This is a genomic window from Candidatus Bathyarchaeota archaeon (assembly GCA_026014805.1).
Lineage (GTDB): Archaea > Thermoproteota > Bathyarchaeia > Bathyarchaeales > SOJC01 > JAGLZW01.
Genome location: JAOZHR010000020.1, coordinates 1 through 25275, shown reverse-complemented (window position 1 = coordinate 25275; position 25275 = coordinate 1). Strand labels below are relative to the sequence as shown.

Sequence of the window (25275 nt, the reverse complement as noted above, 5' to 3'; positions counted from 1 at the left end):
TCAGTAATAAAAGTGCGTATAATAAAGCGTTGATATGGCGATTAAATGGAACAGCAAGTGTGAAAAATTGAATTTGTGTATAATCTGTGATCCCATGTTGGACGTATATGGTCCTATAGCTCCTGCGCTTCTTGTAGCAAAAGTCATGGTTGAAAAGAAACATGATGTTTCCATAATTTCCACAAAAATTTCTGACGGTGTTCAGAATTTCCTCAAGACACAATCTTTAAGGTATATAGACCTTAATGCTCACACGATTAGTAGAGGTGGACCTCCTTTTTTATGGCTTGAAACTTGGGCTCGCGAAGCTTTTTTTGATCTCAATTCCAGAAGTTTCCCTCCTCAAGATGGCATAGTGATCAATTTTTCTCATACGATAGCAGTACCTTCCACAATATGGTATGCCCAAGGTCCTACTACAGATGCACTCAAAGATATGCAGTACGAATTTCCACTACGTTACAGATTTCCGTATGAAATCTTGAAATCTATACTTACTTTCGCTGACAACAGATTGACAAGGCTCATAGCTTCGAAATCAAAATTCATAATCGCCAACTCGAAGTTTTGTGCATCAATGTATGAAGAGAGAAATATTGAAGTTCATAAAGTTATATACCCCCCTCTTGATTGCAACGCATTCAAGCCTACATCAACGCACTCTGGTGATTATGTCTTAACTTACTTTGGTAAAGAGACTGATTTTTGCGTTTTAAAGGAGATTGGAGATGCAGGTGTGAGGATTAAGGCTTTCGGATCGAAAATTCTTTTTAAGCCAAAGAAGGTTTTTGGGCATGGGAACATCGAGTTTCTTGGCGAAGTATCTGATAAGGAGCTTGTAAATCTATACTCAAATGCCCTCTTTACATTGTTTACTTTCAACCATGAACCCTTCGGATACATACCAGTGGAGAGCATGGCGTGCGGTACTCCAGTATTATCTTTCAACCGCCAAGGACCATCTGAAACAGTCGTTAATAGTGTAACTGGCTGGCTTGTCAATACTCATGAAGAAATTATACGTTTGGCTGTAAAGTTATGGAGGAGTGGCTACTCATCAACTATGAGAATGAACGCTAGAAGAAGAGCTTTAATTTTTGACATAAAAGACATAGCGGATGAATGGAGTCAAATGGTAGAAGCCGGTAGGTGTTAAGTGAAACTCGCAAAGGAAGCTTTGATGGAGAAAGATGTGTGAGACAGAAGGGGCCCGGTGTGCAATTACTCTTCGGGCTGTTGAGGGAGAAGTCGAACAAAATTGGTGGATGAACGAAGATAGTCATTACGCGAGTCTCTAGATTTATATTTGCTTTTCAAAAGATTCTCTTCGGGTTTCAAGTTTGAGTTTTTGACGCCCTGTTTAGAATGGCAAGTTTAGCTTTGATGATATAGGAAAGAAATCCTTGGAATTCTGTTCTGGTAAGCTTCGACTTGCCTCTTTTTCTATTCTCAAACACTATAGGCATTTCTGTTAGAGCAAATCCTCTAATCCACGCCTGTTTCACCGTTTCTATCTGTATTTCATACGTCTGGCTGTGGAGACAACCGATTACACTCTTTACATATTCTTTTGAATAACATCTGAAGCCGCTTGTGCAATCATGTATCCTCAAACCTACCATTGTGGACGCCACAAGATTAGCAACACGGCTAATTATCCGCCGTAGGATGTGCCACCCAACAATTTTGCCACCTTTTGAATACCGGCTTCCAATAACTAAATCGTAGCCTTTTTCTGCTACCGCAAGTAGTTGCGGTATGGCTTGTGGGTTGTGAGAGTAGTCCGCATCCATTGTAATAATGTGTTCTGGAGGGTTCTCCAAAGACAAAACTGCTTTAAACCCATCTGTGATGGCTGTTCCAAGCCCCAGTTTTTCAGGTCTTTCCAAGAGCAAAATGTTGCTATATTCTTTCTGCAGCTTCTTGACTCTGCCAGCTGTCCCATCTGGACTCGAGTCATCTATTACGAGGATTAATACATCTTGGTTTGTGTCCTTGATTTCCCTGATTAGACTTTCTATGTTCTCAACTTCACAGAAAGTTGGAAGTATGATGCTGAGAGATTGCTTATTTGCTAGGCTTTCATGTCTTGCGCTGGGAGGAAGCAAATTCCTTTCCTCTTGTGTTGCAGAGAGCATACATTTCTCCACTTTTCAACCCAGCTGTCATAGACGATGTTTCTATTGAAAAGACAATCTCAGTATTTACCCTTTATAAATTTATTTGACGGCCAACAATTTTTTACTCCATCTCTTGGAGATTTTCAAGCTTCAACTTCTTGTTCGGCTTTTACCACAGAGTTTGGATTCCTTGACATATGTTCGTGTTAATTCTGAGCTGAGTTCCGAGTTGTTAGTCTTAATGTGCCCGTGCCTACAATCAATGTGAGAGAATGAAAGCTACTTTAAAAGAAATTGTGAATACATTAGATTATTCGAAAAGTCTTTTATATTAATTGCAGCGTAGAGAGTTTCAATATGTCAAGTCTAAAGATGACAGAGGAGAGGGGCAATGCTATCTAAATCGTTGGTGAAGGGACCTATGAAGCTGCGCGCGCACGCATTACTTTATATTAAACATCGCTCTTGTTCTACAAATCACTTACTTCATCCAGCATAGAAAAGCTGAAGATCGTGGGAAAGATGATTAGAAAGCCTGAGCTCACGGTAGTTATGCCCGCTTACAACGAGGGGCAACAAATAGAGGATAGTCTAGAAAAGGTTGATTGTGTTCTTCAAAAAACTGGCTCTAAATATGAAGTTATTGTAGTGGACGATGGGAGTATAGATGGCACATCAAAAAAGGCTATAAATTACGCCAATAGAAACGGCCACGTCAAAATAGTCAGTTATGAGAGGAACTCTGGAAAGGGGCACGCAGTCAAAACAGGCTTTGCAAATGCCCGAAGCGACATCGTTGTTTTTATAGATGGCGATCTGGATGTTGAACCGGAACAGATTACCCCTTTTGTAAAGGCTGTAGAGCATGCAGACATAGTCATAAGCTCGAAATGGCACCCTGGATCTAGGGTAGAAATGTCTGCGATGCGGAGGTTTCTTAGCCATGGGTTCAATCTGCTTGTTCGAATACTTACAGGGGTGAAATTTAAAGATACACAGACAGGATTAAAAGTAGTTAAGAGAAAGCAATTGGAGAAAATCTTTCCTAGACTTATTGTAAAGCGGTTTGCCTTCGACGTTGAACTATTGGTTTTAGCAAACATTCACGGGTTAAAGATTTTGGAGTTGCCAGTTAAAGCACGTGTTAAGAAAATGGTTAACTTTTGGGAAGTGTGGCGGATGCTGATTGATCTACTTGGAATAGCGTATAGGCTAAGAGTTGTCAGATGGTATCAACGTGCCATGTAGACTTTTGATTGTCTGTGATAGGATATAATGTTGAAGATTCTAATTTTTAATTGGCGTTGCTGGCTCAATCCAAGCATGGGTGGGGCTGAAGTTTTCACTTATGAGAATGCGAAGAGATGGGTTAATGCTGGGCATGAAGTTACATTGTTTACATCTCAGTTTGAGGGTTGCAGAAAGGAAGAAATTTCCGATGGAATTAAGATTATTAGGGCAGGTGGGAAGTACTCAGTTTATTGGTGGGCTAAAAAATTTTATAAAAGGCGTTTCGCTAAAGAAAACTACGATATTATAATTGACGAAATCAACACGAAGCCCTTTTTAACACCAAAATTCGTGGGTAGTGAAGAGAAAATTGTGGCTTTGATTCATCAGTTAGCAAGAGAGTACTGGCTCTACGAGACACCATTTCCAATAAGCTACATTGGCTATCATTATCTGGAAGAAAAGTGGTTAAAAAACTATGTGGAAACTCCCACGGTCACCGTTTCCAAGAGTTCGAAACTCGATCTGGAGAAGTTGGGATTTAAGCAGGTTTTTATTGTTTCTGAGGGATTGAATGTTGAGCCTTTAAAGGAAATTTGCAAGAAAGAAAGACATCCAGTGGTTGCCTATGTGGGCAGGTTGAAGAGGGCGAAGAGGCCTGATCACGCCATTAAGGCCTTTAGGCTTGTGAAAGAACGATTTCCGAGCGCTGAGCTTTGGATTATCGGGGACGGCTATTTTAGGAAAGTGTTAAAGAGGATGAGTTTCGATGGTGTTCGATTTTTTCCCAAAGTTGGGAATGTAGAGCGGCGGCGGCTTTTAAAGAAGACTTGGGTTCTGGTTAATCCTAGTGTTCGTGAGGGCTTTGGACTGAATGTTGTAGAGGCGAATGCGTTCGGTGTTCCTTGTGTGGCATATGATGTGAATGGTTTGAGAGATTCGGTCAAGGATGGTGAAACTGGGTTGTTGGTCGAAAGTGGCAGTGTTAAGAGTTTGGCTGATGGGTTAATCAATGTTTTGGAAGATGAGAATTTAAGGTTAAGGCTAAGTAGGAATGCTTTGGAATATGCTAGAGGATTTAGCTGGGACAAAAGCACAGAAGAGTTCTTGAATATCTTGAGGAGAATTTAGAAGGGCAATAGCTTTTAATAGAATTTAAGAGATCACGTTCATTTTCTTGATTTGGAAGTTGCGGGGATTATAGTTTGCTTTACACATCGCAGGAGAAAGAGTTGCTTGTGGATGCTGCGAGGATTATGGGAGTTGATTTGTCTGTAGAAAAGGCAAAAAGGTTTAGGATACATGAACATAGAAGTATTATGCAAGAAGGCAATTAAATGAAATCCCTAGTTTCTGTGGTAATTCCGGCATATAATTCTGAAGCCACTATCAAAGCCTGTTTGAAATCGATTAAGGAGCAAACTTATTCAAACATTGAAATCATAGTCGTGGACAAATATTCTACAGATATGACAAGAAAGATCGCGGAAATGTATGGGGCTAAAGTTTATACTATGGGACCAGAAAGAGCGGCTCAAGTGAATTTGGGAATGAGAAAGGCTAAGGGCAGGTATTTTTATCGAGTCGACTCGGACTTTTTTGTTGAGCCAGAGGTTGTGGAGGAAGCTGTGAAAAGATGTGAAGATGGCTATGATGCGGTGTGTGTCCATAACGCCTCTGATCCTACAATTAGTTTCTGGTCGAAAGTTAGAAATTTGGAGAGGGAATGCTATGTGGGTGATGAGTTAATTGTTGCTGCAAGATTTTTCAGACGCGAGGTATTTGAGAGTTTAAACGGTTTCGATGAGACTTTGATTGGAGGCGAAGATTATGATTTTCACAATAGAATTCTAGAGAAGGGATATAAAGTAGGTCGGGTAAGGTCAAAGGAAGTTCATCTTGGAGAGCCGTCTTCTCTTCTAGACATAATAAAGAAACACTATTATTATGGTAAAACGATAGGGCGATTCACCACGAAAAACCCCAAAAAGGGATGGAAGCAAATACAACCTGTAAGAGTGGCATATTTTAGAAACTGGGAAAAATTTGTCCAACAACCAACTCTCACAATGGGTTTTTTATTATATCAAGTGACTAGATACTGTTCTGCGGCGCTTGGTTATCTGGTTTCAGAGGTGAGCAAATAAACGACATCTTCAGAGATACTGTGGGTGACTTGTTGATTTCTATGCACACTACTTTCATTTGGTTTACTGGAGGGTGAGAGAATCTACGGCCCAAAAATACGGACCTTGCTACTAATGCTTGTAACCAAAACTAAAAGGTTTTTCAATGAGAATCTAGGAGCGCCTTTTATTCTGGGCTTTCAAGCGCTTCTGCTAGTCTGCGCTGGGTTATTAGCTTTTGATAATCTCACAAACTGTGTTTTTCTTGCCAATGAAATTGCAGTAGTAGCATATTTTATGCTTGTAATAGGTGTTATCTTGCAGCTTTTTAGCTTCTTAAGATTCTATCATTCGCGTGAAGATAAAAAGGATAGATAAGGTATGATCGTGGCATTTATAGGTAACGATGGAAGCGGGAAGACCACGCTAGCAAAACGTTTCAAAGAATTCCTGGAAAAAAAGGGATTAACCGTGGTGTACCAAAAAGAATTTGAATATTTGTTTCTGAAATACTTGTCAAAAATCTCCAAGGCGCAAAGATTAAGGAAAGTGATGCGAGAAAACTATGAACGAAAGAGAGTTCCAGTCTACTTAAAGCTCTGGACTATTCTTGTGTGGTTTGATTCTTTAATACGCCTCTTCCACATAAAGATTCTCAAAAGAACCGAAATTAACTTGATGGACAGATTCGTGTATGATTTTTTAATGAGTTGGGAATATCTAGGTTGCAGCAATGAAGTTATTAGGCTTATGTATCTATGCTTTCCAAAACCTGACATTGTGATTCTTACCGACGTTTCCCCCGAAATCGCATACAATAGAAAGAAGGCAACCCACAATTACTCGTTGCGCTTTTACAAAGTTCAAAGGGAACGCTACTTGCAACTGGCTAAGATGCTTAACATAAGAATTGTTAACACTCGGAGAGAAATTGAAAAGTGTCTCGAGGAAATCTTCCTAGAGTTCAGGAGGAAGATCGTTAGTTCACTGTCGGAAGAAGACAGAATCATTCTGTTACTCTCCTATCCAGACCTTGACTACCAGGGTAGCCAGAAACTCGTGGGCAAGATAGCTTGGAAAAAGCTGCGGTGGGATTATATAATCGATATGGTAACAAGGAACAATGTAGAAATGATCTTTTTAGAAAATTTGCTTGACAGTTATTCTGAAGAATTGCCTGAGAATATTAGAAATAGGCTTATCAGTATATTGAGAATATGCAAAATTCGGAAAGAAAAAATGCTTAACGTTTTGCAGAAAATATCCGAGAAATTCAGTGAAGAAGAAATCGAATTTGTTGTCTTTAAGACCTTCCAACCTTACACCAGCGTTCCAAGCGACATTGATATCTTGGTGAGAAGAAAAGATTTCGAGAGATGTGCAGTCTTACTGAGGAGTTTTTGCGATGAGAGGCGAACCCATATTTTCCATAAGGCCGTGACTTTTGTTATTAACGGTGTGGATGTTGATTTGCATTATGAAATTTCGTGGTCGGGTGTGAAGCTCTTCAACGAAGACGAGATATGGAAAAGCTTACGTACAGTAGCCATAAAAAACACACCAATTCAAGTGCCTTCCTGCAAATACGATATGCTAATAGTTTCTTCACACTCAATTTTTCAGCATCATTATACGACATTAGGGGACTTCCTCTCGATCTCTTTATCACTAAGGGAGCTGAGCTCTCATGAAATAGCAGAAATGTTGAAAGAGAACTATCTGTCGGTCTTAATAGTTTATTGTTCTTTGAAGGCATCCATCATATACAACAGTAAATTTTTGAGTTCTTCGGGTCAACTTAGATTGAATCCAGAAGGCCTTGCAAAAATCGTTTTTTTCCACCCACACAAGCTTATTCCGAAGAAAAACGCTTTTCAACTCATAGACTGCTTACTGGGAGTATATCGAAAAATAAAGTTCAAAGCAACCCATGAGTTGCCATATAATGTAAATTGGTTGCGAAGCCATGTCGTTTCAGAAAACGTTAAGTAGCTTCTTTAATACAAAAAGAGACATCCTAGTTGCCTTTCTGCTAATTTCGTGTGTTTTGTTTGTCCTCACCAAGGATCTTCTTTTCTTTCCGGGTCTAATTATTCATGGAGATTTTATATCCACTTTAACCACTCGCAAGTTCATAGACATTTACTTCCCAACTTGGACAGAATATGGCATATTTGATCTGAACGGCTTCATGCGGCAAGCTTATCTGCTGATTTTTTATATGCCTTTTTTTGCCTTAAATCTTCCAGCGGATACCTACTTCAAATTTATGATAATAAGCACCCTTGCTTTAGCTGGTTTCTCTATGTATATTTTTGCGCGAGAAATTTTAGGTAACTATGTAGAAAAAGAAGGACTATTTATTTGCAGTTTTGCATCTGCGATCTTGTATGCGTTCAATCCATGGGTGATGAATAGAATTTCTCATCGATTTTTACTCACTAGCTACAGCCTTGTTCCGTTGATAGTTATGTTTTTCATAAAAATGCTCAGACACAGAAGAGTAGATCTGAAATATGGTTTTCTTGCCGCAATCACATTTACATTATGTTCGACAGCAATCCATTCGATCGTCTTCATATCTCTCTTGCTATCCTTGCTATATTTATACAGATTGTTGTTTCCGCCTAGCGTGCAGAAAAATCAGAGAAAGACGATCACGTTGAATTTCGCATTGTTCCTAATTTTATATGTTTCCTTTAACTCTTATTGGATATTACCTTTAGTGTCTTATTCAATCTCAAGCTTGCCACAACCTACGTACGTTTTTACAGTTGAAAATTTACGAATGCTTAGTAGAAGAAGCAGTTTTCTAAACGCGCTTAGACTTATAAGCTATTGGAACCCAAAGGTTGATTACTCTTTTGCCAATTCGTCTTTGGATTCTCTTTGGAAAACGACGAGTTTCTTGATACCGATTATCTGTTTCTCCTCACTGCTGTTACATAAAAAGGAAAGAAAAGTGGTATACATGGCTTTAGTTGTCGTTGCAGTGATTTTTCTTCAAAGTGGAACAAACAATCCAATTCCTTTTGTTTATGAAGAATTCTGTTTCAGTATTCCTTTTGTCAATAAATTTTCGTGGCTGTTAAGGGACCCAGACAAATGGGGATTTCTTCTGAATTTCATATACGCAATAATGATGGGGTTAGCTTCGGCGGGTTTGATGAATAAATTACCGCATCTACTACGTACAACTAATCAGAAGAACCTCAAGTTTCAAGAGAAGCGTATGCGTACGATGAATGTGCTATTTGGGACTTTACTCGTCTTTCTTCTTTTCATCTATGTAGCTCCCACCGCACATAATTATTTTGGCGGGCCCCTTAAACCGGTAGTTGTTCCAAACGAATTTTATTCAACAAATGAATGGCTTGAAGATGACCCCTTTGACATTAAAGTTCTATGGTTGCCTAAACTTACTGGACAAGGAACTACATGGGCGCCTGATAGCCTTATTGGCCCGTTCGATGCGTATTCAAGTGCAAAACCAGTAGCAGGGATTTCTCAATTGCAATCAAGATATCTCTATGAATATGCACTTCATATCCTATTGAGCAATAGAACAGAAGTTTTTGGGAAATATCTCACTTTTGTGAATGTGCGATATATAATCTTTCACGACTCTATGGGGAACGGAGACTTGGCAGGAGCGTTAAATTCTCAAAAGGACGTTCAAATTATTAAGCAGGATGGAATTATCTACATCTTTGAGAATAGAAATGAATCGCCTCACATCTACATTCCTGGCTCAAGTTACTTGGTGACTGGCAGCGGATTTGAAATCTTAAATTCACTATCCTTTATTGAATCCTTTAACCCAACAATTTCGTGCATATCGTTTTTGGATCAAAGGACAATAGATGGGGACAACCCAAATCTTTCTGATAATGTGATATTGACACCTAAAGCCAATGATTTCTCACTCTTAAGCAGAAAAAAGGTTGTAATCGCTCCATATGAGGCGACTTTCCATTCCAACCCCTCAACACTATGGTCTAAAACAGCAATCCATAGATCTAGCGTGGAATGGTGCTCATATCTGAAGGAGATTGAAATAGAAAATTGGCAATTCGATTATGGAAAAGGTCTAGTCTTCACATGGGCAACGCCAACCATGAAAGAAAATCTAACGCTCAACGACAATGATCTGCACGAAATCTCCAAATCCGTCGCCCTAGAAATGTCGCTCAAAGTGGCAGAAACGGACAACTACGTGTTTCTAATTCGCTATTTCCCAAACCAAAAAGGGGGAGAAATAGGAATCCAACTTGATGATATGCAATATACTATGCCGACAAAACACCAACTGAACACATTCTCATGGAAAGAAATCGACACAGTACGTCTAGAACAGGGACAACACAAGATAATATTAACAAACATCAAAGGATTCAACGCAGTCAACCTTTTCGCATTAATCCCGAAGCAAGAATATCAAAAAACCCAAGACCAATTAGAAAAAAACCTCCAAAACAAAAGAACAATCTACATATTTGAAGCAGAAAAGGATCTCTATTACAAGAACGCTACAAAATCAAGCAGATATGGTGGGGCGGCAAGTAACGGACAAATACTAATCTTAAACCAGAGCTCAACAGTCTGGCAAAACATTACCATACTAAAACCAAGCCAATACAGAATAGCAACAAGATCAAAAGGTCAAATCCAAATAGCAATAGACAACCAAACGTACACAATTAACTCAACTAGACTCAACTGGAACTATGTTGACCCAATATACTTAGACAAAGGCAAGCATAAAATACAAATTACAACTCCAACGAATGCTGAACTCGACGTGATATATCTATTCTCCACACAAAATTCCAACGAAACCCTACAAGATATATTTGCAGCAGAGCAAAAACCCGCTGAAATAATAAACCAGACAAAAATAAATCCAACAAAATACATTGTAAACGTCAACGCTACATGCTCTTTCACACTTGCCTTTGCCGAAACTTATGATCCTTTGTGGGTTGCTTATGTCAATGGTGAAAAAGTTTCAAGCACCACTTTATACGGCGTAATAAACGGTTTCTGGATTAATCGTACAGGTCAGTTGAGTGTCACTATTGAGTATGAACCTCAGAGATGGTTTTATTATGGGGCAACTATTTCTGCGGGGGCTTTTCTCGCATGCATTGCATATTCTGTTTGGCCCTGGGTAAGGAAGAGGTGGAAGATAGTTGAGTTTATCAAAAAAAGAGTTAAGCTTCTTTTTCCCTTCCTTGCTTGAGTTGTTTTATCCTTAGTTTTCTAAGGTAATGTGCTAGGGGATGTCTTATCCTTTTGCAGTTTTCGTCTGGACTGATGCAAACGCCATGGGTTTTGAGCGTGGAGCATCTTGGGGGTTTGTATTTTGTTCTTGATCCTCTCTGGCCTGCAATGTGTTCCACTTGGTATCTTGTGAGGCGTTCGTTGAAGTCGGAGAGTGTTCGGAAGAGGTCGAGGACATTTTCGGTGGTCATGCCTATGTTTACTAGGAATGTGGTTAGGGTGAAGCGGCCGATGTGGGAGAGGTGATGACCGCTGGATATGGAGTTGTAGAGCGCTTTTATACATGGAGGGAAGGCTTCGACGTCTACTGTTTTTGGGTATTCTTCTAGTTTGATTGCCCCTTTGCGGGCCATAAAGGTATTTTTGAGTTTTTCTGCTATTGCTCTAATTTCTGGGGGCAGTGAACTAACTTTTGTGTCAAGTTTCGCCTCTACATGTCGTCGTATTTCTTCTTGGAGGAGGCGGCAGACTTCGCGTGTGGTGAGGTGGACTTTGCCTTTGCTGAGTTGTCTGTTTATGAGTTTCCATTCTGATTGTTGGAGAGTTGTGGTGTTTTGTAGGTAGTTTGTGAAGTGGAGTGTGAAAGGGTATGTTCCAGCGTTGGTTTGGGAGATGTTCCAGTTGAAGAATTTTGCGATTTCTAGGGTTTTCTTTTGTTGTTTTTCTTCCTTTAGGTGTTCGTAGGTTTTTTTTGCTTCGTAGAGGGCGTATCTTTTTTTGAGGTATTTGTCTTTGATGGCAGTGACGATCATGATTGCTACGGGAAATGAGGGGATTTCTATGTTGGGGTTTTTTGGGTGGTATGCTGTTTGGGGGAAGGTTTGGAAGGATTGGGTTATGCGTTTTTCAGCGTGTTTGAGGATTTCTTGCATGGGGGTTTCTGCTAGTTCTTGTATGGTTAAATCTAGTTGTTTGATGTAGTTTGCGGCTTGGGGGAGAAAGGGGTATTTAGCTAGGTCGTATGTTGTGAAGGGCATGCGGCTATTCTACTTCTATGCGTGGGGCTAGGTAGAAGGTGAGTTTTCCCTCTTGTGGTTGTTGGAAGTCGATGCGTATAGGCATGTCGTTTGCGAATTGGAGGGTTGCGATTTCACTGGTGGCTGAGGCTGCTTTGATGATTTCGGCGAGGTAGCTGAGGCTGAAGGTGGCTTTGGCTGGTTCTTGGGTTTGGAGGTCTAGGAGTGCGTCGCTTCCTTTCTTGAGTTCTATAGTGGCGCCCATGAGGTCTCCCGTGGCTTGGAGGGTTAATTTTTCAGTGTCGGCTTCAATGCGTACATGGTCACTTACTAGTTGAGCGTCTTCGATGGCTTGGCGTAGTCCATCTGTGGTTATTTTGGCTTCGACTTTGAAGGTTATTTTTGGGGTTGGAACTTCTTCTTCTTGAGGTTCTAATGTGGGCATGTTGAAGGTGCGCGTGTATCTGCCTGTAATTGCGATTTGGAGACGAGCGGTTTCAGGGTTTAGGGATAGTTCTACGGTCTCGTCTTTGCCTGTTCTTCGGAGTAGCTTGAGTAGCTCGGTTATGTTTATGCACATTTTTTGGGGTTGGTCGCATTCGTATTCGTCGAAGATGGTTTTGGGCCATTGGAAGTCTATCATGGCAACGCGGCTGGGGTCCATAGCGCGGAGTTGGATGTCTTCGGGGTTTAGGTTGAAAGTGGCCTCGTCTACGAGGATAGCTATGGCTTGGAACATGTCTCGTAGGAGCTTTGCATTGGTCATTTTAACCTTAAACAATGCTGATTAGTCTCCTTTCTAGTGGTTAGGTATGTGTAAGTCAGCCAAATAAAAGCATACCGCTCAAGAGATTCTTTCGTTTTGATGTGCTAAAACAATCATATACGACAGTCATCAGCACTTTGTTTGAGGCTCTATTAGAGCATATTGCATAGGATCTAGTCTAGGCGAACCAACAATGCCAGCCTACTCAGCTAATATTAAGCTTGTCCCTATACGCTTCTATATCCAAAAAACCATGTCCACTAATATTCATGCAAATAATTTTTTCTTCACCTGCTTTTTCCGCCTTCAAAGCCTCATCTATGCTAGCTCTTACTGCATACGCCGATTCTGGTGCAATCAACCATCCCTCACTCTGTAAAAATATCCTCGCCGCTTCAAAAGTCACTCTCTCATCCGTTGGATATGCCACCGCCTTCACCATGTTACGGTTTCGCAACGCGCTCACTAACGGTGCAGCAGCATGATACCGTAGCCCATCCGCTCTAATCGGCACCATCTCAGTACGGTGACCTAATGTAAACATTTTTAACAATGGAGTATGCTCAGCAACATCCCCAAAATCATACCTATACTCTCCCTTCACAAGATTAGGAGCAGCGTTAGACTGCGCTGCCAAAAACTCGCACTCACGCTTACCATGCAAAACTTCACCTGCAAAAGGCAATGCAATCCCTCCGAAATTCGAACCTCCACCCAGACAACCCACAATTAAATCGGGTTCATCATCCACTAGTTTGAACTGCTCAATGGTCTCCAAGCCAATTACTGACTGATGGATGAGGACATGATTCAACACTGAACCTAAACAATAAACTGAACCTTCACGCGAACTGGCACATTCTAGCCCTTCAGAAACTGCAATTCCTAACGAACCCGGATGATTCGAATCCTTAGCCAACAACTCTCTGCCTATTTTCGTCTCTTTACTAGGCGAAGCATGAACTGTCGCGCCAAAAAGTTTCATGAACGTCCTACGATCAGTCTTCCAATTATAAACCGCTCTGACCCAAAAAACCACGCAATCTAACCCCATTAACCTTGCTGCGTAGGACAATGCGCTACCCCACTGCCCCGCGCCAGTTTCTGTCACCAACGCTGTCTTGCCTTCCTTCGCGGCAAAATAGGCTTGAGCTAGGGCAGTATTCACCTTATGAGACCCAGTTGGTGACAAGTCTTCACGCTTGTAATACAACCTTACCTTTTTCAGTCCAAGTTGCCTTTCAAGTCTTCTTGCTCTATTCAAAGGTCTAGGTCTGCCAGCTTGAATGTAGAGCTCCCTAATTTCCTCAGGGATGGGAATCCAACGGTCAGTAGAAGCCTCTTGTCCTAAACATTCATGAACCATCGTCCTCCCTAAAAATTCCATCCGAGAAGGCCCACTTTCAGGTTCTTTAGGAGGAGGCAAAGGCTCCGGCAGATCGGGCGCAATATTATACCATTTTTTAGGTAATTCGTCGACGGGAAGAGAAATCTGATTTGTTTCCATATTCACTCACCAATTCAAGAGAGAGGTATATTGTGCGTAGCTTCTTGAAATAAATGTTTCCACAATTACTGCTCAACTTCTAGTAGTGATTTCTAAGTGTAGGGTTTCTAGCTGCAGTTCCTTCAATAAAAGCTGTCCTTACCTTCCCTTCAAATATTAAATGCGGAAGTTTTCTGGGCTATCTAGAATTTCTACATTAGCAAAATCATCTACATGCAACTCTAGCAGTCCATCTCGACGGTTCTTTCTCACTTTCACATTCATCAGCAAAACAGCCATTCCCTCCTTCGCGTCAACCACATTTTCAACCTTCTCATTCCAAAACACAACAGGAATCTGCCCAGTTTTATCCTTTAGCACCATTCGCATTACTCGACCTTGTGTTTCATCTTGCCGCTGAAATGTGGACGCTGAATATACACTTTGAATCACTCCTTCTACGTTGACCTTTCTGCGCACTTCAGTTATATTAGCAATCTTTTCGACGAAATCATTGATAGAGGGGAAGTCGCTTGCCTCTACGTCAGAAGGAGCAACTTGGATGCCGCCTCGCTGTCCGACATGTAATTCCATCTCGCCACGTCTAGACCGCCGAACATATCCATGCGAGACTTTGACTATCTGTCTAAGTTTAATTTTCCTAGTGAATTCTGCTTTTTCATTCCATAAAACAACCTCAATAGAACCTGTCTTGTCTGCAATTAGAAGCCGTGCTACCTGACCGTCTCCGTTTGGTCGAGGAAATACATGTAGCGTGCTAACAAGCAGTACACGACCAGAAACAGTTACATCAGTTAGGCCAGAAACAAGCTGGCGAATGTAAATTCTTGGAAGGGGCTTCTTAAATTCAATTTTCACTCCACACTCTGTGGCCACCAGCCGCGCAGAGGCTTCATCTGTCAGGAATCCTCCACTAGCATCCTTCTTCTTCTCTATAGCCATCACTACTTCTTCACGAGTCAAACCATGCTGATGCGAAAGGATGCGCTGTATTATTTCTTCGACAACCATTCTATTTTCACAACGATGCCTAACACACATGGATAATTTGCCATAAGCTTATTTAAGTTCACATATTTTTCCTTCCTGCTTTAGAATCCCAAAGCAACTGTTCAGGTCAAAATTCTTGCCTTACGCACGAATGCCGCTATTCTTTATGCACTTGCTCAATTCGCCTGCACGCGTGCATCCAGACAAACGAATTAATAACCTACACAGTTAAACGCGCTAAACTCCATACTGTCCAAGTTCATATTTTAGCATTGAAAATCTTAAATATCGCCAACATTCTTTAGCTAGTTGAGCAACATGGCAGAAATTTGTCCAACATGCGGACTCCCAAAAGACATATGTGTGTGCGGAGAAATCAGCAAGGAACAACAACGCATAAAAATACGCCGAGAAAGCCGCAAATGGGGAAAACCGGCAACAATAATCGAGGGCATTGATGATAAAACCCAAGACCTTGGACAACTAGCGAAGAAGCTTAAGAACTTCTGTGCATGCGGCGGAACCGCCAAAAACAACCAAATAATTCTTCAAGGAGACCACCGAGACAGAGTCAAAACATTTCTCATGCGGCTAGGTTTTCCGGAACAAAACATAGAACTTCAATGAAGCCAAGGCGAACAAAACTTGAGTAAGCTACGAACTTTGCGTGAAATGCTTAGCAGTCTGAAACGTAGAAATCCAACCAGAAAACACTGTCCGAAATGCGGCAACCCATACATACATCTGTCAAGTAAATTCGATCTTTGGCTTCTGCCGGAGCAATATGTATGCGAGAAATGTGGCTACAAAGGTTCATTAACGCTGGAAATGGAAGAAGAAAAACAGAGTAAATAACCAACTCGCGATATTCTCTGCAAAACAGAGTAAAGAACTAAAAAATTAACATAGAGAGACATAAACCCCACTAAAGCGTGGAAATTTCCTCCGCAGTCTACCTTGTTCTAGATGAGCTGTAACAAGAGATGCAAATCGTCAATTCAATTCTCAGGTCGCATGTTTTTGCGCGTACGATTGTTCGTTTCTGAAGCTACTAGGTCACGGAAGAGCTTTTCTTCGATGTTTCCTCCACTTATCACAGCAACGACCGTTTTTGCCGTGAACACGCGTTTATTTTCTATTATTGGAGCAATAGCAGCGGCTCCCGCACCTTCTGAAACCTGTTTTTCCTTAGCCCAAAGCAAACAGATTGCTCTTTTTATTGTTTCCTCTTTACACAACAAGAGCTCGTCAACATAGTTTCTGACAATCTCGAACGTGAGAGATCCCTTTTCGATACCCCCAAACAAGCCATCTGCGATAGATTCCTTCATTTCTACATCAACAATTTTGCCGGCTTTCAATGATTCATACATGGCTGGCGAAGCCTCTGATTGCACTCCCAAAATTTTCACGGCCGGTTTAACGGTTTTTATGACGAGGCTTATTCCTGAAATTAAACCTCCACCTCCAACAGGCACTATTATAGTATCGACATCTGGTAAATCTTCAAGAATTTCTAGTCCAATTGTTCCCTGCCCTGCGATAACAAATCGGTCGTTGTAGGGAGAGATATAGATTAACCCGTCTTTCCTTGCTAGCTCTATCGCTTTCTGTTCTGCTTCGTCGTAAATTTCTCCGTATAGAATTGGTTCTACATTATGTTTCCTGATTTTACCGATTTTCGCCTTAGACGTATTCTCTGGAACTATTATTTTGACGGGAATGTTTAACCTTTCTGCGGCGATGGCAACTGCTAGGGCGTGGTTTCCTGTAGAGGCGGTGACAACTCCTTGTTTCATTTTTTCGATATTCAGATGCAGCATCTTGTTAAGAGCGCCTCTTATCTTGAAAGAGTTAGTTATTTGCAGATTTTCAAGTTTCAGGTACACCTGCCCCTCACAAAAATCGCTTAAAGATTGAGAACGCACTAGAGGTGTTCTCTTGACTAGATTTCTTATTGTTTCTCTTGCATCTTTTACATCTCTGAGATTTATCACGCTGTAACCGAAACTAAAGTGGAGCCTTCCATAGAAAACTGTTTCGAGTACGTCTCTGTCTCTAACTAGAAAAGTATTTGGAAATCATGAGTAGGCCCGTTCATGAGTTAATTTGTAACGGGTGCGTGGGATTTGACCTCTTGCCAGTGGTGCATACGATGTACGTCGCAAACATGAAGTGAATGTGGATGAAATGAGGTTGATAGGTTGGGAGATTAAAGTTCAATGATGCCTACGCGTATGTATGTGTTCATTTCCACCGAATTTTAAACTCTCCATCTTTCAGAACTTCTATTATCTCTCCGTTTCTCTTGGTTACTTTTACCGTTGGCTCAGAGACCAGTAAATCCATGTGGTTGCTGGACGGATTCTTTCCGCCAGGCATGTCAGTGTTGTGTCCAAAGGCAATATGGATTGTCCCGAGAATTTTCTCTGCTTCCAGAAATTCCTCAACGAACCTCGCCTTGGGATTTATTCCGAAAGCAAACTCACCTACAACTTTTGCCCATGCATCCGTCTCCATGGTATTGTTAACTTGCTGCAACGTCTCCTTGTCTTGTGAACTAGTATCCTTCGCTATGCCTTTTTTCACTATAAACTCAACAGGGCTTTTCAAGGGTCCAACTCCGCCGATAGCCATGTCACATACAAGTGTGCCTTCCAGCGAGTTTTCAACAGGTGCTACTATGACCTCTCCCGTAGGCAGGTTCATCCATTTCATCTTCTTCCAATCAATGGCGGTGTCGGTGAAGAATGGTCTTCCCTCGGTGCTAAATGTGAGCTCGGTGCCTGAAGGAGATGTTACTTCAACCTTAGTTGTTTGATCTAATTTTAACATTAGCCTTTGCGCAAAATCCTGCATCTTTTCATGTTCTTCCACAGTCAACGCTAAGGCCCCTTCACTAAGCATATCTAAGGTTACTCCTGGGCAGTGTCCCAGACGAGACCTTTTGTCCCTGGTCTCTAAATGAATAAGCTTGATTCTGAACGGCGTCTCTTCTCTAATCCCTCGTAGCAGGTTAATGTATATGTCAGGCTTTGCACTTAGAACTTCGAGAAGATGTTTGGGGACCTCTTTTCTGAACCCTTTTGTTGTTTCTAGAGTAACAAGTCTTCCCCAAAGTCCTAAAGCTAACGCCCCTCGAGAGAAAGCCTCTCCAACTTCTGCTTTATCATCATCACAAACTATGACGGCTCTTTCCCCGACAACAGCTTCAAAGACACACTCAAGAGCATTCTTAGCAGCTTTCCAAGTGCGCATAAATGTCATCTCACAAAAGCCGACGTGAACAATTCAGATAAGCTTTGCGTATGCGCGTAAAACTAGTTACGAGAACTCAGAGTCTGTTGTGGCGTGGTGCCACTTATGATGAAGAACAAGTGTGGCTTTGGTCAGAACTGGACGAGTTTTGCGCATTGAAGGCCTCTAACTGAGTCGTAGACGTCTTTTGCTGAATAGCTAAAAGGGCTTAGTAAGTTTGAGGCTGCTATATACAAAAGCGAAAGATATTTTTTAACGTCAGAGTAAATGTTTTCTTCAATTAGTTCTTCTGCTCTAACTCTTCGTTCATAATGTTTGTTGTCTGCACTGGTGAAAAGGAATCTAACGTTCTTTCCAGCGGGTACTTTAACTCCCTCTTTTAGAAGTTGTTCAGCGGCGATGACTTGGCTGACTTTTTGTTTGTAGCTGTCTAAAGGCTTGGAGAGTCGCTTAGTGATAATTAAGTCCCAAATTGGAATTTCTCCTTCGATAAGCCTTTTTCTCTATTTTCTAACTATATTCAAGGCGTCGGGTATTTTCGTATAGAATTCCTTAACGTTGTTTGCTGTGGCTAAGGTTTTGATCATTTCCATTTGGGCATCATACACAAATTTAGGCGTGTCCCTTCTTCGTGCTTCTATTCCTCTAACTTTGATTTTGCCGTCTTCTTTGACGCCATAGTCACGGTTCAACACCGCAACGTTGGGATGAATTCTAGAGGGAAGGAACACTATCCACTTATATCGACCTTCAAAGTTCAAAGACACCCCAATTTTTCCACTTATCTCTTTGCATAAGTCGATGTAGTTCTGAGGTGATGCGTCTTCCTTCTTAATCCATAACGAATCTACGATGCCATGGATTATTTTAAATCCGTTTTTCTCAGCGATGTGAGCCGCTTTTAGAAAGGCGCGCGCGCGCGTCGCATTCCTTAACAGCACCCTCATTACCAACTGCGTGAGGATATTCTCTTAAGTTCGGTTTCCACAACCTGTCTCAACTCTGCAACTTGGGGCTCTAGCTCTTCAAGCTCGACATCATTCAAAATGCCTTTCACGGCCTCCGCCACTTACACTGTTACAGCCATCGCGCGTAACTTCAGTTTCGTAGGCACAGCAGGGTTATCAATGATTGCGTTCAACTCTGTCAGGTGCTTCTTCAACGAGTTGAAGACAGCTTCTCGCTCCTAGGGTACGATGATTTGCAACGGTTTAAACCTCATCGTCACTTTCTTCAAGATCTAAATGCGCGCGCAAAAAAACAAAAAAAGTTGTGCAGAGAAATATCCACCTCTTGAATCTAAGGCTTTATAATAGGTGTTTAAACACTTCACTATACGAGCGGTGTTTAATGCCAAAGACTAAAGCCCAAATAAAAATTGAAAACGTTGTTGCTTCTGCCACTTTAAACCAGAAGATTGACTTAAACGCTGTTGTGAAAGGTTATCCAGGGGTTGAATATCGCCCAGAACGGTTTCCGGGACTTGTGTTTAGGCTTAAGAGACCGAAGACGGCTACGTTGATTTTTAGCACTGGAAAAATGGTTTGCACAGGAGCAAAATCGGAGAAGGAATCCCGGAGAGCTGTTATGACAGTTGTTAAAGAACTGAAAAAGGGCGGAATAATCATCATCGGCAAGCCGGACTTGAAGGTTGTGAACATCGTTGCTTCTGCAAGGTTAGGTGGAAAGATAGATTTGGAGAAGGCAGTTTTCACGCTTGGAAAAGCGATGTATGAGCCAGAGCAGTTTCCAGGCTTGATCTACAGGATGGGCGAACCTAAAGTGGTCATACTGATATTCGCAAGCGGGAACCTTGTTTGCACTGGAGGCAAAAGAGAACAGGACGTCCATGACGCCGTGCACAAGCTTCATAGGATACTCGAAGAACAGCAACTGATATTTTACGAATAATCTGCCCGCCAGATATGCAAAAGATTATGGGCGCGCAGAATAATCAAGAATATCCCCATCAGCGTGAAGGGTTTAAGGAATCCATTGTGTGACCATCACTCTTTTCTTTTTTGAACCTTGTTTACCCACCTGGTCTCCTTTTCATATGCTTGACGAAGACTTTCAGAACTATATATGGGTGGTTCTCTCTGTCTTTCTAACATCCTTCTCTTTACACGTGAAAGCTTCTTTTTCCCCATACCCAAATCACCAATAAGCTTCGAATTATCTACTGTGTTCACTAAACTTAAATAGTCTAAGGTAGAAATCGAACCTCCCTTCACCACGTGATAATAGGAGGGTGATTCTTGACAGAGGAAATCAAAGTTACTACCCTGAAGAATTGGGGTCGACCAAGGAAAACAAAGACGCTACCTGCTTTTCTCCTGCCAAAAGAAGAAAGAGAAAAACTACTTCATTACAAGAAGCATGTTAGGGGGCGCCCAAAGGGATAATTCATAAAGCAGTTTGACAGTTTTTATTTGGGAGTTTATGAGGAAACAAAAATCTTTTAGCAGATCAGAATGCAAAGGGTGTGTGTTTAAAGGTGGCAGATACTGTTGGAACCAATGCCCCTATAACATATGGCGAAGAGAATAATGTGGGTCATGGAAAAGTGTATGCGCACGCATTGGCATTGCAGTTGTGCGCGGATTCATTTTTTATTATTCCAAGAACACCGCGTGCGCAGAAACCGTCACCTCTACAAAAATAGAGTGGATAGGCGGATCTGTTTTCTCCAATGGTTCTCATTTTTTAATGATAATTTCCATTGTTGAGACGTTTCTCGGGTTGCCGCCTTCTCTGGGTGTGATCTGCTCTGTACCTATGGAGATAGCGTGGACTGTGGCGTCTTTGAAGAATCGGTTGCGGAGGATTTCGGTAACATCAACAGCTGTGCTTATGGCGCGACCTCGCGCTTTCAGGACGACTTCATCCGTGTCACTCATATTGAAAGCTGTGATGACTGCCATGACATAATTCATTGGAGGTTTGTTTCCAATGTAGACTGTGTTTTGGTCTTTGCGATCTTTGCGAGGTGTTTTGCGGCTTTCAACTTCTTTTTCCTTTGTCGCCTCTTCGCTTTCCACTTTTTCAGCAGATGCCTCGATTTCGGTTTGTTCTTTATCTGACATGTATTTACACCAGTTGTTGTTAGGCTTGTTCATTAGAAGCATAGGTCTTAAATGTTATGGTATAAGGATGCGGCATGAACAGGCACGCGTATGAGCATGACAAAATCAATAAAGAAAGAATGTGCGCGCAAAACTTAGACTGCCACTACCACAACACACATACCTTGACTCATCCTTTTTTGATAGGATGAAGCGGATGAATGGTAAAAGGTGAAATCCTGTCAAATTGAAACGCGCGCACCATTTTTTAGGTTGATTGTTTCTGAATTAAGGTTTTAAGTTTAGAACTGCTAAACGATTAGAACAATCGTTTGAAATGTGTAGTTGAGTGAGTATTGATGGTGGTCTGTTTGGAATGGTGAGTTTGACGTTTTACGGCGGAGTGGATGAGATCGGTGGAAACAAGGTCTTGTTAGAAGATGGCGGTGTCAGGGTTTTCTTGGATTTCGGTCAATCTTTCACATTGGGCTGTGATTTTTTTTCGGGTTGGCTGTCTCCACGAGCCATCAACGGGTTAGGGGATTATTTTGAGCTTGGTTTACTGCCGAAGTTGAAAGGTTTGTATGCGAAGGAGCAACTGCAGTTCACGGATGTTCCTTATGTGAAGCCAAGGTTTGACGCTGTGTTTTTGTCCCACGCCCACTTCGATCACGTAAAACATATCGAGTTTTTAGACCCGGAAATACCTGTGTATCTTGGTGAGGGCACCAAACTGTTTTTGGAGGCGATGGAGAAGACCAGCAGTTTCTGCAGTTACGGACAGCGTTGGTATGAGACGTTTCGGACTGGAGACAAAATTAAGGTCGGTGACATATTAGTGGAGCCTGTTCATGTTGATCATTCAATCCCTGCTGCGTATGGCTTTTTGGTTCACACGTCTGAAGGCACAGTCGTATACACCGGAGATCTTAGGGCTCACGGCCCTAGGAAGGATATGACTGAAGAGTTCGCAGACAAAGCGCGTGAATCTGAACCAGTGGCCATGATATGCGAAGGCACTAAAATGGTCGAGAAGCAAAAACGAAAAAACTATTCTGAGCTGCAGGTTGAGAAGTTAAGCAGTAACGTTGTTTCTTCCACAAATAAGATTGTGTTTGTTACTCGTTACAGTAGGGATATGGACCGGTTCAGAAGTTTCTACAACGTGGCTAAGAGCAACGATAGAAAGATTGTTATTTCTCTAAAAACCGCTCATTTGCTAAGCAGACTTGTAGAAGATAGACGCCTTGATCTTCCTGACCCGTTTAAGGACAAAAATATTCTGGTTTACTACAAACGGAAAAAATCCGGAGGATTCGAGGAAAAGGACTATTATGTTTGGGAGCGAGATTTCACGGAGAAAATGACGACCTATGAGTTTGTGCACAAAAATCAGAGCAAGCTAGTCATGGATTTGGATTTTTATCAGTTTGCAGAACTAATTGACATTAAGCCGAAACCAGGCAGCCATTTTATCCACAGCATGAGTGAACCTTACAGTGAAGAAGACATTGAAGATCAGGTAATGCATAACTGGCTCAACCATTTTAAAATGCAGTTTCATCAACTGCATGCTTCCGGCCACCTAAACAGAGATCAATTAACGGGTCTAATCAACTACATTAAGCCGAAGAAAATTTTTCCGATACACACGGAAAACCAGCAATTGTTCAAGAAGATAAGCAGTAACGTTCAGACGATTAGATACGGAAAAGAATACAGTTTGGAGACTCTTCAAAAAACGTAAGTAACCACTAAAAGAAAATCTGAAACAGTGGTCCAAGAAAATTCTGAAGTGGGCCGGGAGAGATTTGAACTCTCGACCTTTCGGTTATCAGCCGAACGCTCCAGCCATGCTGAGCTACCGGCCCGCGGTTCACCGTCGCAAAATTAGAATAAACCACTGTTAATTATAAGCATTTTCAGAAATAAGCGCTTAGTTTTGCGAGGTAAACGCTTAGTTTTCCTATAATATCACTTCCGCTTGCGGTAGATGTGAACGCCTTGTAGACTATCGAAATACTCGAAGCCTGCCTGAGCAAGCTTTTGAGCCTCTTCAACCTTCTGAGCCGTTGCAGTATGGTATTCATCTGATTTGAAGACTACCAACTGAGTGTAGAGCAGTGTTGTGTTGATGTTTTTGTGGTCAAGTAGCCTCATTACGTGTAGTGTGTCCTTTGTCTTGGCGTATTCCATCGTTGCTTTCCAGTGGCGGAAGGTGTGAAAATGTATTTGTAGCAGGCGAGGGTTTTGCTGTTTAAGATGCTTCTAAAAACTCTGGCTTTAATCTTTCCAGTTAGGACTCTCAGAGAGAAATGGTAAGGTTATGATGTACGTCGCCATAACAAAACTTCAGCGGAAGGTTTTGCTACCGACCGACCCCCCCCTCCCCTCCCCCCCCCTCTAAGTTTTCGTCTTTGGCGTTAGAGTTTTGAAGCTTGGCTTTGGAGCAAGAATTGGGCTCAAGGCTTTTGAGTGTATATAGCTCGGCGTCACTTGTTTAGCGCGTGCAACGATTGTTCTAAATGGATAATAAACATAATGTACGTCGCAAAAACAGACTTCCCCCTCTAGAAAAGAGCCCATTGGCAAGATACAAATGCACGACGCAAACGTGAAACCCTCATCAGAACCTTGAAGAACAGAAAAAAGTTTCAGTTGTGTGTGGGGTTGGGGGGTTTGCGGATGATTTCTCCATTTGTAGCTGGTTCAAAGATGTTAGGGTAGTTATAGAAGTCTTATCCAAAGGATGTACGTCGCAATCGCTTGCTTCTATACAAGTGCGAAATAGACTCTTCTATTATTCTTCCCTTTGTTCTTAGTCTTAAGTAGTTTTATATGTCCTATCTCTTTCAAGTTTCTAACGTGGGTTCCTCCATCAGCTTGTTTATCCAAACCGACTATCTCGACAATGCGGAGTTTAGGAACATTTGGAGGGAGAGCTTTTGCCATTTTCACGATGCCTGGAATCTTCATAGCTTCATCTTTTGGTATTTCATACGATTTTACTGGGATATCTTTCCCAAGAAGTTCATTAGCCTTCCCGATATACTCTGCAAGTATCTCGCGATCATATTTTTCAAGGCTAAAATCAAAACGGATCTTATCTTCCTCAAGCTGATTTCCAGTGATAAGCGCCCCTGTACCAATGCATAGAAGAGAAGCAAATACATGAGCTGCAGTATGTGCTCGCATAAGCTTATACCGCCTATCCCAATTCAAAAGGCAATGAATATTATCCCCAAATTCCAAACCAATACGATCAACCTCATGAGAAATCTCCCCAGAGAACTTGCCAACATAAACAACATCGTAAACCTCATCACCTTTCATGATCTTCCCAGTATCCCACGGTTGTCCTCCACCTTTAGGATAGAAAATAGTTTGATCTAAGACTATATATTTACCATCTTTCACTGAAACAACAGTAGCATCACACTCACGGAGGTAACTATCCTCCAAATATAGGGCCTCAGCCATAGAAATAATCCCCTTGACAATGAGGTGCGCGCGCATATAAGTAATATTTTCATACTTCGACTTGCCTGCACACGCGAAATACATAAGTTCGTCAGTTACCAACTATGAAATTCTAAAGATGGATGGACTTAAATGGAAGTATCCTTTGTAGAATTTCAGAAGCTTGATATGCGAGTCGGCAAAGTTTTGGAAGCCAACCAAATCCCAGGTTCGAGAAATCTTATAAGAATGATTGTGGATTTCGGAAACGAAAAAAAGCAAGCAGTTGCCGGTCTTCTACAATGGCACAAACCTGAAGAATTAGTGAGCAAAAAGTATGCCTTCATCTTAAATCTTCAGCGAAGAAAGTTCATGGGCATAGAATCCCAATGTATGATTTTAGCCGCTGAAAATGACAAAGGAAACGTTGTATGTCTCCAGCCTGAAAAGGATATCGAGCAAGGAAGCAAAATAAGCTAATACACGTACATAGATAGGCAAATTGGTGATTGATG

At 41.6% G+C, this 25275-nt stretch carries 24 protein-coding genes, 1 tRNA gene and 1 pseudogene; 13 read left to right on the top strand and 13 right to left on the bottom strand.

The window, feature by feature from the left end; genetic code table 11:
- Positions 1-34: 34 nt before the first annotated feature.
- Positions 35-1156, top strand: coding sequence for a glycosyltransferase (locus NWE91_04715; GenBank protein ID MCW3985693.1), 1122 nt, complete (start codon positions 35-37; stop codon positions 1154-1156).
- A 178-nt stretch (positions 1157-1334) separates the two neighbouring features.
- Here the strand turns inward: NWE91_04715 and NWE91_04710 are convergent, their stop codons facing one another.
- The gene (locus tag NWE91_04710) at positions 1335-2138 is read right to left on the bottom strand and encodes a polyprenol monophosphomannose synthase (protein ID MCW3985692.1); all 804 of its coding nucleotides are present in this window, start codon (positions 2136-2138) and stop codon (positions 1335-1337) included.
- A 504-nt stretch (positions 2139-2642) separates the two neighbouring features.
- Between NWE91_04710 and NWE91_04705 the strand changes: the two genes are divergently transcribed.
- The 6 genes from NWE91_04705 to NWE91_04680 all read left to right on the top strand — a co-directional run bounded on the left by NWE91_04705 (position 2643) and on the right by NWE91_04680 (position 10718).
- A complete protein-coding gene (locus tag NWE91_04705; protein ID MCW3985691.1) occupies positions 2643-3368 on the top strand; it encodes a glycosyltransferase family 2 protein in 726 nt (241 codons plus the stop codon).
- A 27-nt stretch (positions 3369-3395) separates the two neighbouring features.
- The gene (locus tag NWE91_04700) at positions 3396-4481 is read left to right on the top strand and encodes a glycosyltransferase family 4 protein (protein ID MCW3985690.1); all 1086 of its coding nucleotides are present in this window, start codon (positions 3396-3398) and stop codon (positions 4479-4481) included.
- A 74-nt stretch (positions 4482-4555) separates the two neighbouring features.
- Positions 4556-4687: a hypothetical protein gene (locus tag NWE91_04695; GenBank protein ID MCW3985689.1), complete on the top strand. Its 132-nt coding sequence runs from the start codon at positions 4556-4558 to the stop codon at positions 4685-4687.
- Positions 4688-5497, top strand: coding sequence for a glycosyltransferase (locus NWE91_04690; protein ID MCW3985688.1), 810 nt, complete (start codon positions 4688-4690; stop codon positions 5495-5497).
- A gap of 360 nt (positions 5498-5857) precedes the next feature.
- Positions 5858-7468: a nucleotidyltransferase family protein gene (locus tag NWE91_04685; protein MCW3985687.1), complete on the top strand. Its 1611-nt coding sequence runs from the start codon at positions 5858-5860 to the stop codon at positions 7466-7468.
- A gap of 313 nt (positions 7469-7781) precedes the next feature.
- Entirely contained in the window at positions 7782-10718 is a 2937-nt protein-coding gene (locus NWE91_04680; GenBank protein ID MCW3985686.1) for a DUF1460 domain-containing protein, read from the top strand.
- On the opposite strand, the gene NWE91_04675 is transcribed toward NWE91_04680, so the two are convergent.
- From NWE91_04675 to NWE91_04660, 4 genes are all read right to left on the bottom strand, one after another.
- The gene (locus NWE91_04675; GenBank protein ID MCW3985685.1) at positions 10690-11736 is read right to left on the bottom strand and encodes a DNA primase large subunit PriL; all 1047 of its coding nucleotides are present in this window, start codon (positions 11734-11736) and stop codon (positions 10690-10692) included. The genes NWE91_04680 and NWE91_04675 overlap by 29 nt on opposite strands.
- Positions 11737-11740: 4 nt before the next feature.
- The gene (pcn, locus tag NWE91_04670; GenBank protein MCW3985684.1) at positions 11741-12481 is read right to left on the bottom strand and encodes a proliferating cell nuclear antigen (pcna); all 741 of its coding nucleotides are present in this window, start codon (positions 12479-12481) and stop codon (positions 11741-11743) included.
- Positions 12482-12686: 205 nt separating this feature from the next.
- Positions 12687-13988 (bottom strand): TrpB-like pyridoxal phosphate-dependent enzyme, encoded by a 1302-nt coding sequence (locus NWE91_04665; GenBank protein MCW3985683.1) that lies wholly within the window; start codon positions 13986-13988, stop codon positions 12687-12689.
- Positions 13989-14144: 156 nt separating this feature from the next.
- The gene (locus NWE91_04660) at positions 14145-14999 is read right to left on the bottom strand and encodes an OB-fold nucleic acid binding domain-containing protein (GenBank protein MCW3985682.1); all 855 of its coding nucleotides are present in this window, start codon (positions 14997-14999) and stop codon (positions 14145-14147) included.
- 297 nt (positions 15000-15296) lie between these two features.
- Between NWE91_04660 and NWE91_04655 the strand changes: the two genes are divergently transcribed.
- Together NWE91_04655 and NWE91_04650 are read left to right on the top strand one after the other, a co-directional pair.
- The gene (locus NWE91_04655; protein MCW3985681.1) at positions 15297-15605 is read left to right on the top strand and encodes a translation initiation factor; all 309 of its coding nucleotides are present in this window, start codon (positions 15297-15299) and stop codon (positions 15603-15605) included.
- Positions 15606-15623: 18 nt separating this feature from the next.
- Positions 15624-15833, top strand: coding sequence for a hypothetical protein (locus NWE91_04650; protein ID MCW3985680.1), 210 nt, complete (start codon positions 15624-15626; stop codon positions 15831-15833).
- Between the two features lie 143 nt (positions 15834-15976).
- On the opposite strand, the gene NWE91_04645 is transcribed toward NWE91_04650, so the two are convergent.
- From NWE91_04645 to NWE91_04635, 3 genes are all read right to left on the bottom strand, one after another.
- Positions 15977-16975 (bottom strand): pyridoxal-phosphate dependent enzyme, encoded by a 999-nt coding sequence (locus tag NWE91_04645; GenBank protein ID MCW3985679.1) that lies wholly within the window; start codon positions 16973-16975, stop codon positions 15977-15979.
- Between the two features lie 250 nt (positions 16976-17225).
- Positions 17226-18236, bottom strand: coding sequence for an aminopeptidase (locus tag NWE91_04640; protein ID MCW3985678.1), 1011 nt, complete (start codon positions 18234-18236; stop codon positions 17226-17228).
- Between the two features lie 503 nt (positions 18237-18739).
- Complete coding sequence (locus NWE91_04635) at positions 18740-19183, bottom strand: hypothetical protein (protein ID MCW3985677.1); 444 nt, start codon at positions 19181-19183, stop codon at positions 18740-18742.
- 403 nt (positions 19184-19586) lie between these two features.
- On the opposite strand from NWE91_04635, the gene NWE91_04630 reads away from it, so the two are divergent.
- Positions 19587-20147 (top strand): TATA-box-binding protein, encoded by a 561-nt coding sequence (locus NWE91_04630; protein MCW3985676.1) that lies wholly within the window; start codon positions 19587-19589, stop codon positions 20145-20147.
- 95 nt (positions 20148-20242) lie between these two features.
- Here NWE91_04630 and NWE91_04625 read toward each other — a convergent pair whose 3' ends face one another.
- Positions 20243-20386: a hypothetical protein gene (locus tag NWE91_04625; GenBank protein ID MCW3985675.1), complete on the bottom strand. Its 144-nt coding sequence runs from the start codon at positions 20384-20386 to the stop codon at positions 20243-20245.
- A gap of 108 nt (positions 20387-20494) precedes the next feature.
- Here NWE91_04625 and NWE91_04620 point away from each other — a divergent pair, with 108 nt between their 5' ends.
- Positions 20495-20641, top strand: coding sequence for a hypothetical protein (locus tag NWE91_04620; protein MCW3985674.1), 147 nt, complete (start codon positions 20495-20497; stop codon positions 20639-20641).
- A gap of 294 nt (positions 20642-20935) precedes the next feature.
- Here the strand turns inward: NWE91_04620 and albA are convergent.
- Positions 20936-21208 (bottom strand): annotated as a pseudogene (gene albA / locus NWE91_04615) (DNA-binding protein Alba).
- A gap of 442 nt (positions 21209-21650) precedes the next feature.
- Here albA and NWE91_04610 point away from each other — a divergent pair.
- Complete coding sequence (locus NWE91_04610) at positions 21651-23048, top strand: MBL fold metallo-hydrolase (GenBank protein ID MCW3985673.1); 1398 nt, start codon at positions 21651-21653, stop codon at positions 23046-23048.
- A gap of 49 nt (positions 23049-23097) precedes the next feature.
- On the opposite strand, the gene NWE91_04605 is transcribed toward NWE91_04610, so the two are convergent.
- The 3 genes from NWE91_04605 to alaXM all read right to left on the bottom strand — a co-directional run bounded on the left by NWE91_04605 (position 23098) and on the right by alaXM (position 24781).
- Positions 23098-23172 (bottom strand) — tRNA-Ile (locus tag NWE91_04605).
- Between the two features lie 103 nt (positions 23173-23275).
- On the bottom strand, positions 23276-23533 hold the full coding sequence (locus NWE91_04600) for a hypothetical protein (protein MCW3985672.1): 258 nt from the start codon (positions 23531-23533) through the stop codon (positions 23276-23278).
- 540 nt (positions 23534-24073) lie between these two features.
- Positions 24074-24781, bottom strand: coding sequence for an alanyl-tRNA editing protein AlaXM (gene alaXM / locus NWE91_04595; protein MCW3985671.1), 708 nt, complete (start codon positions 24779-24781; stop codon positions 24074-24076).
- A 132-nt stretch (positions 24782-24913) separates the two neighbouring features.
- On the opposite strand from alaXM, the gene NWE91_04590 reads away from it, so the two are divergent.
- Positions 24914-25240, top strand: coding sequence for a methionine--tRNA ligase (locus NWE91_04590; GenBank protein ID MCW3985670.1), 327 nt, complete (start codon positions 24914-24916; stop codon positions 25238-25240).
- Positions 25241-25275: the final 35 nt, after the last annotated feature.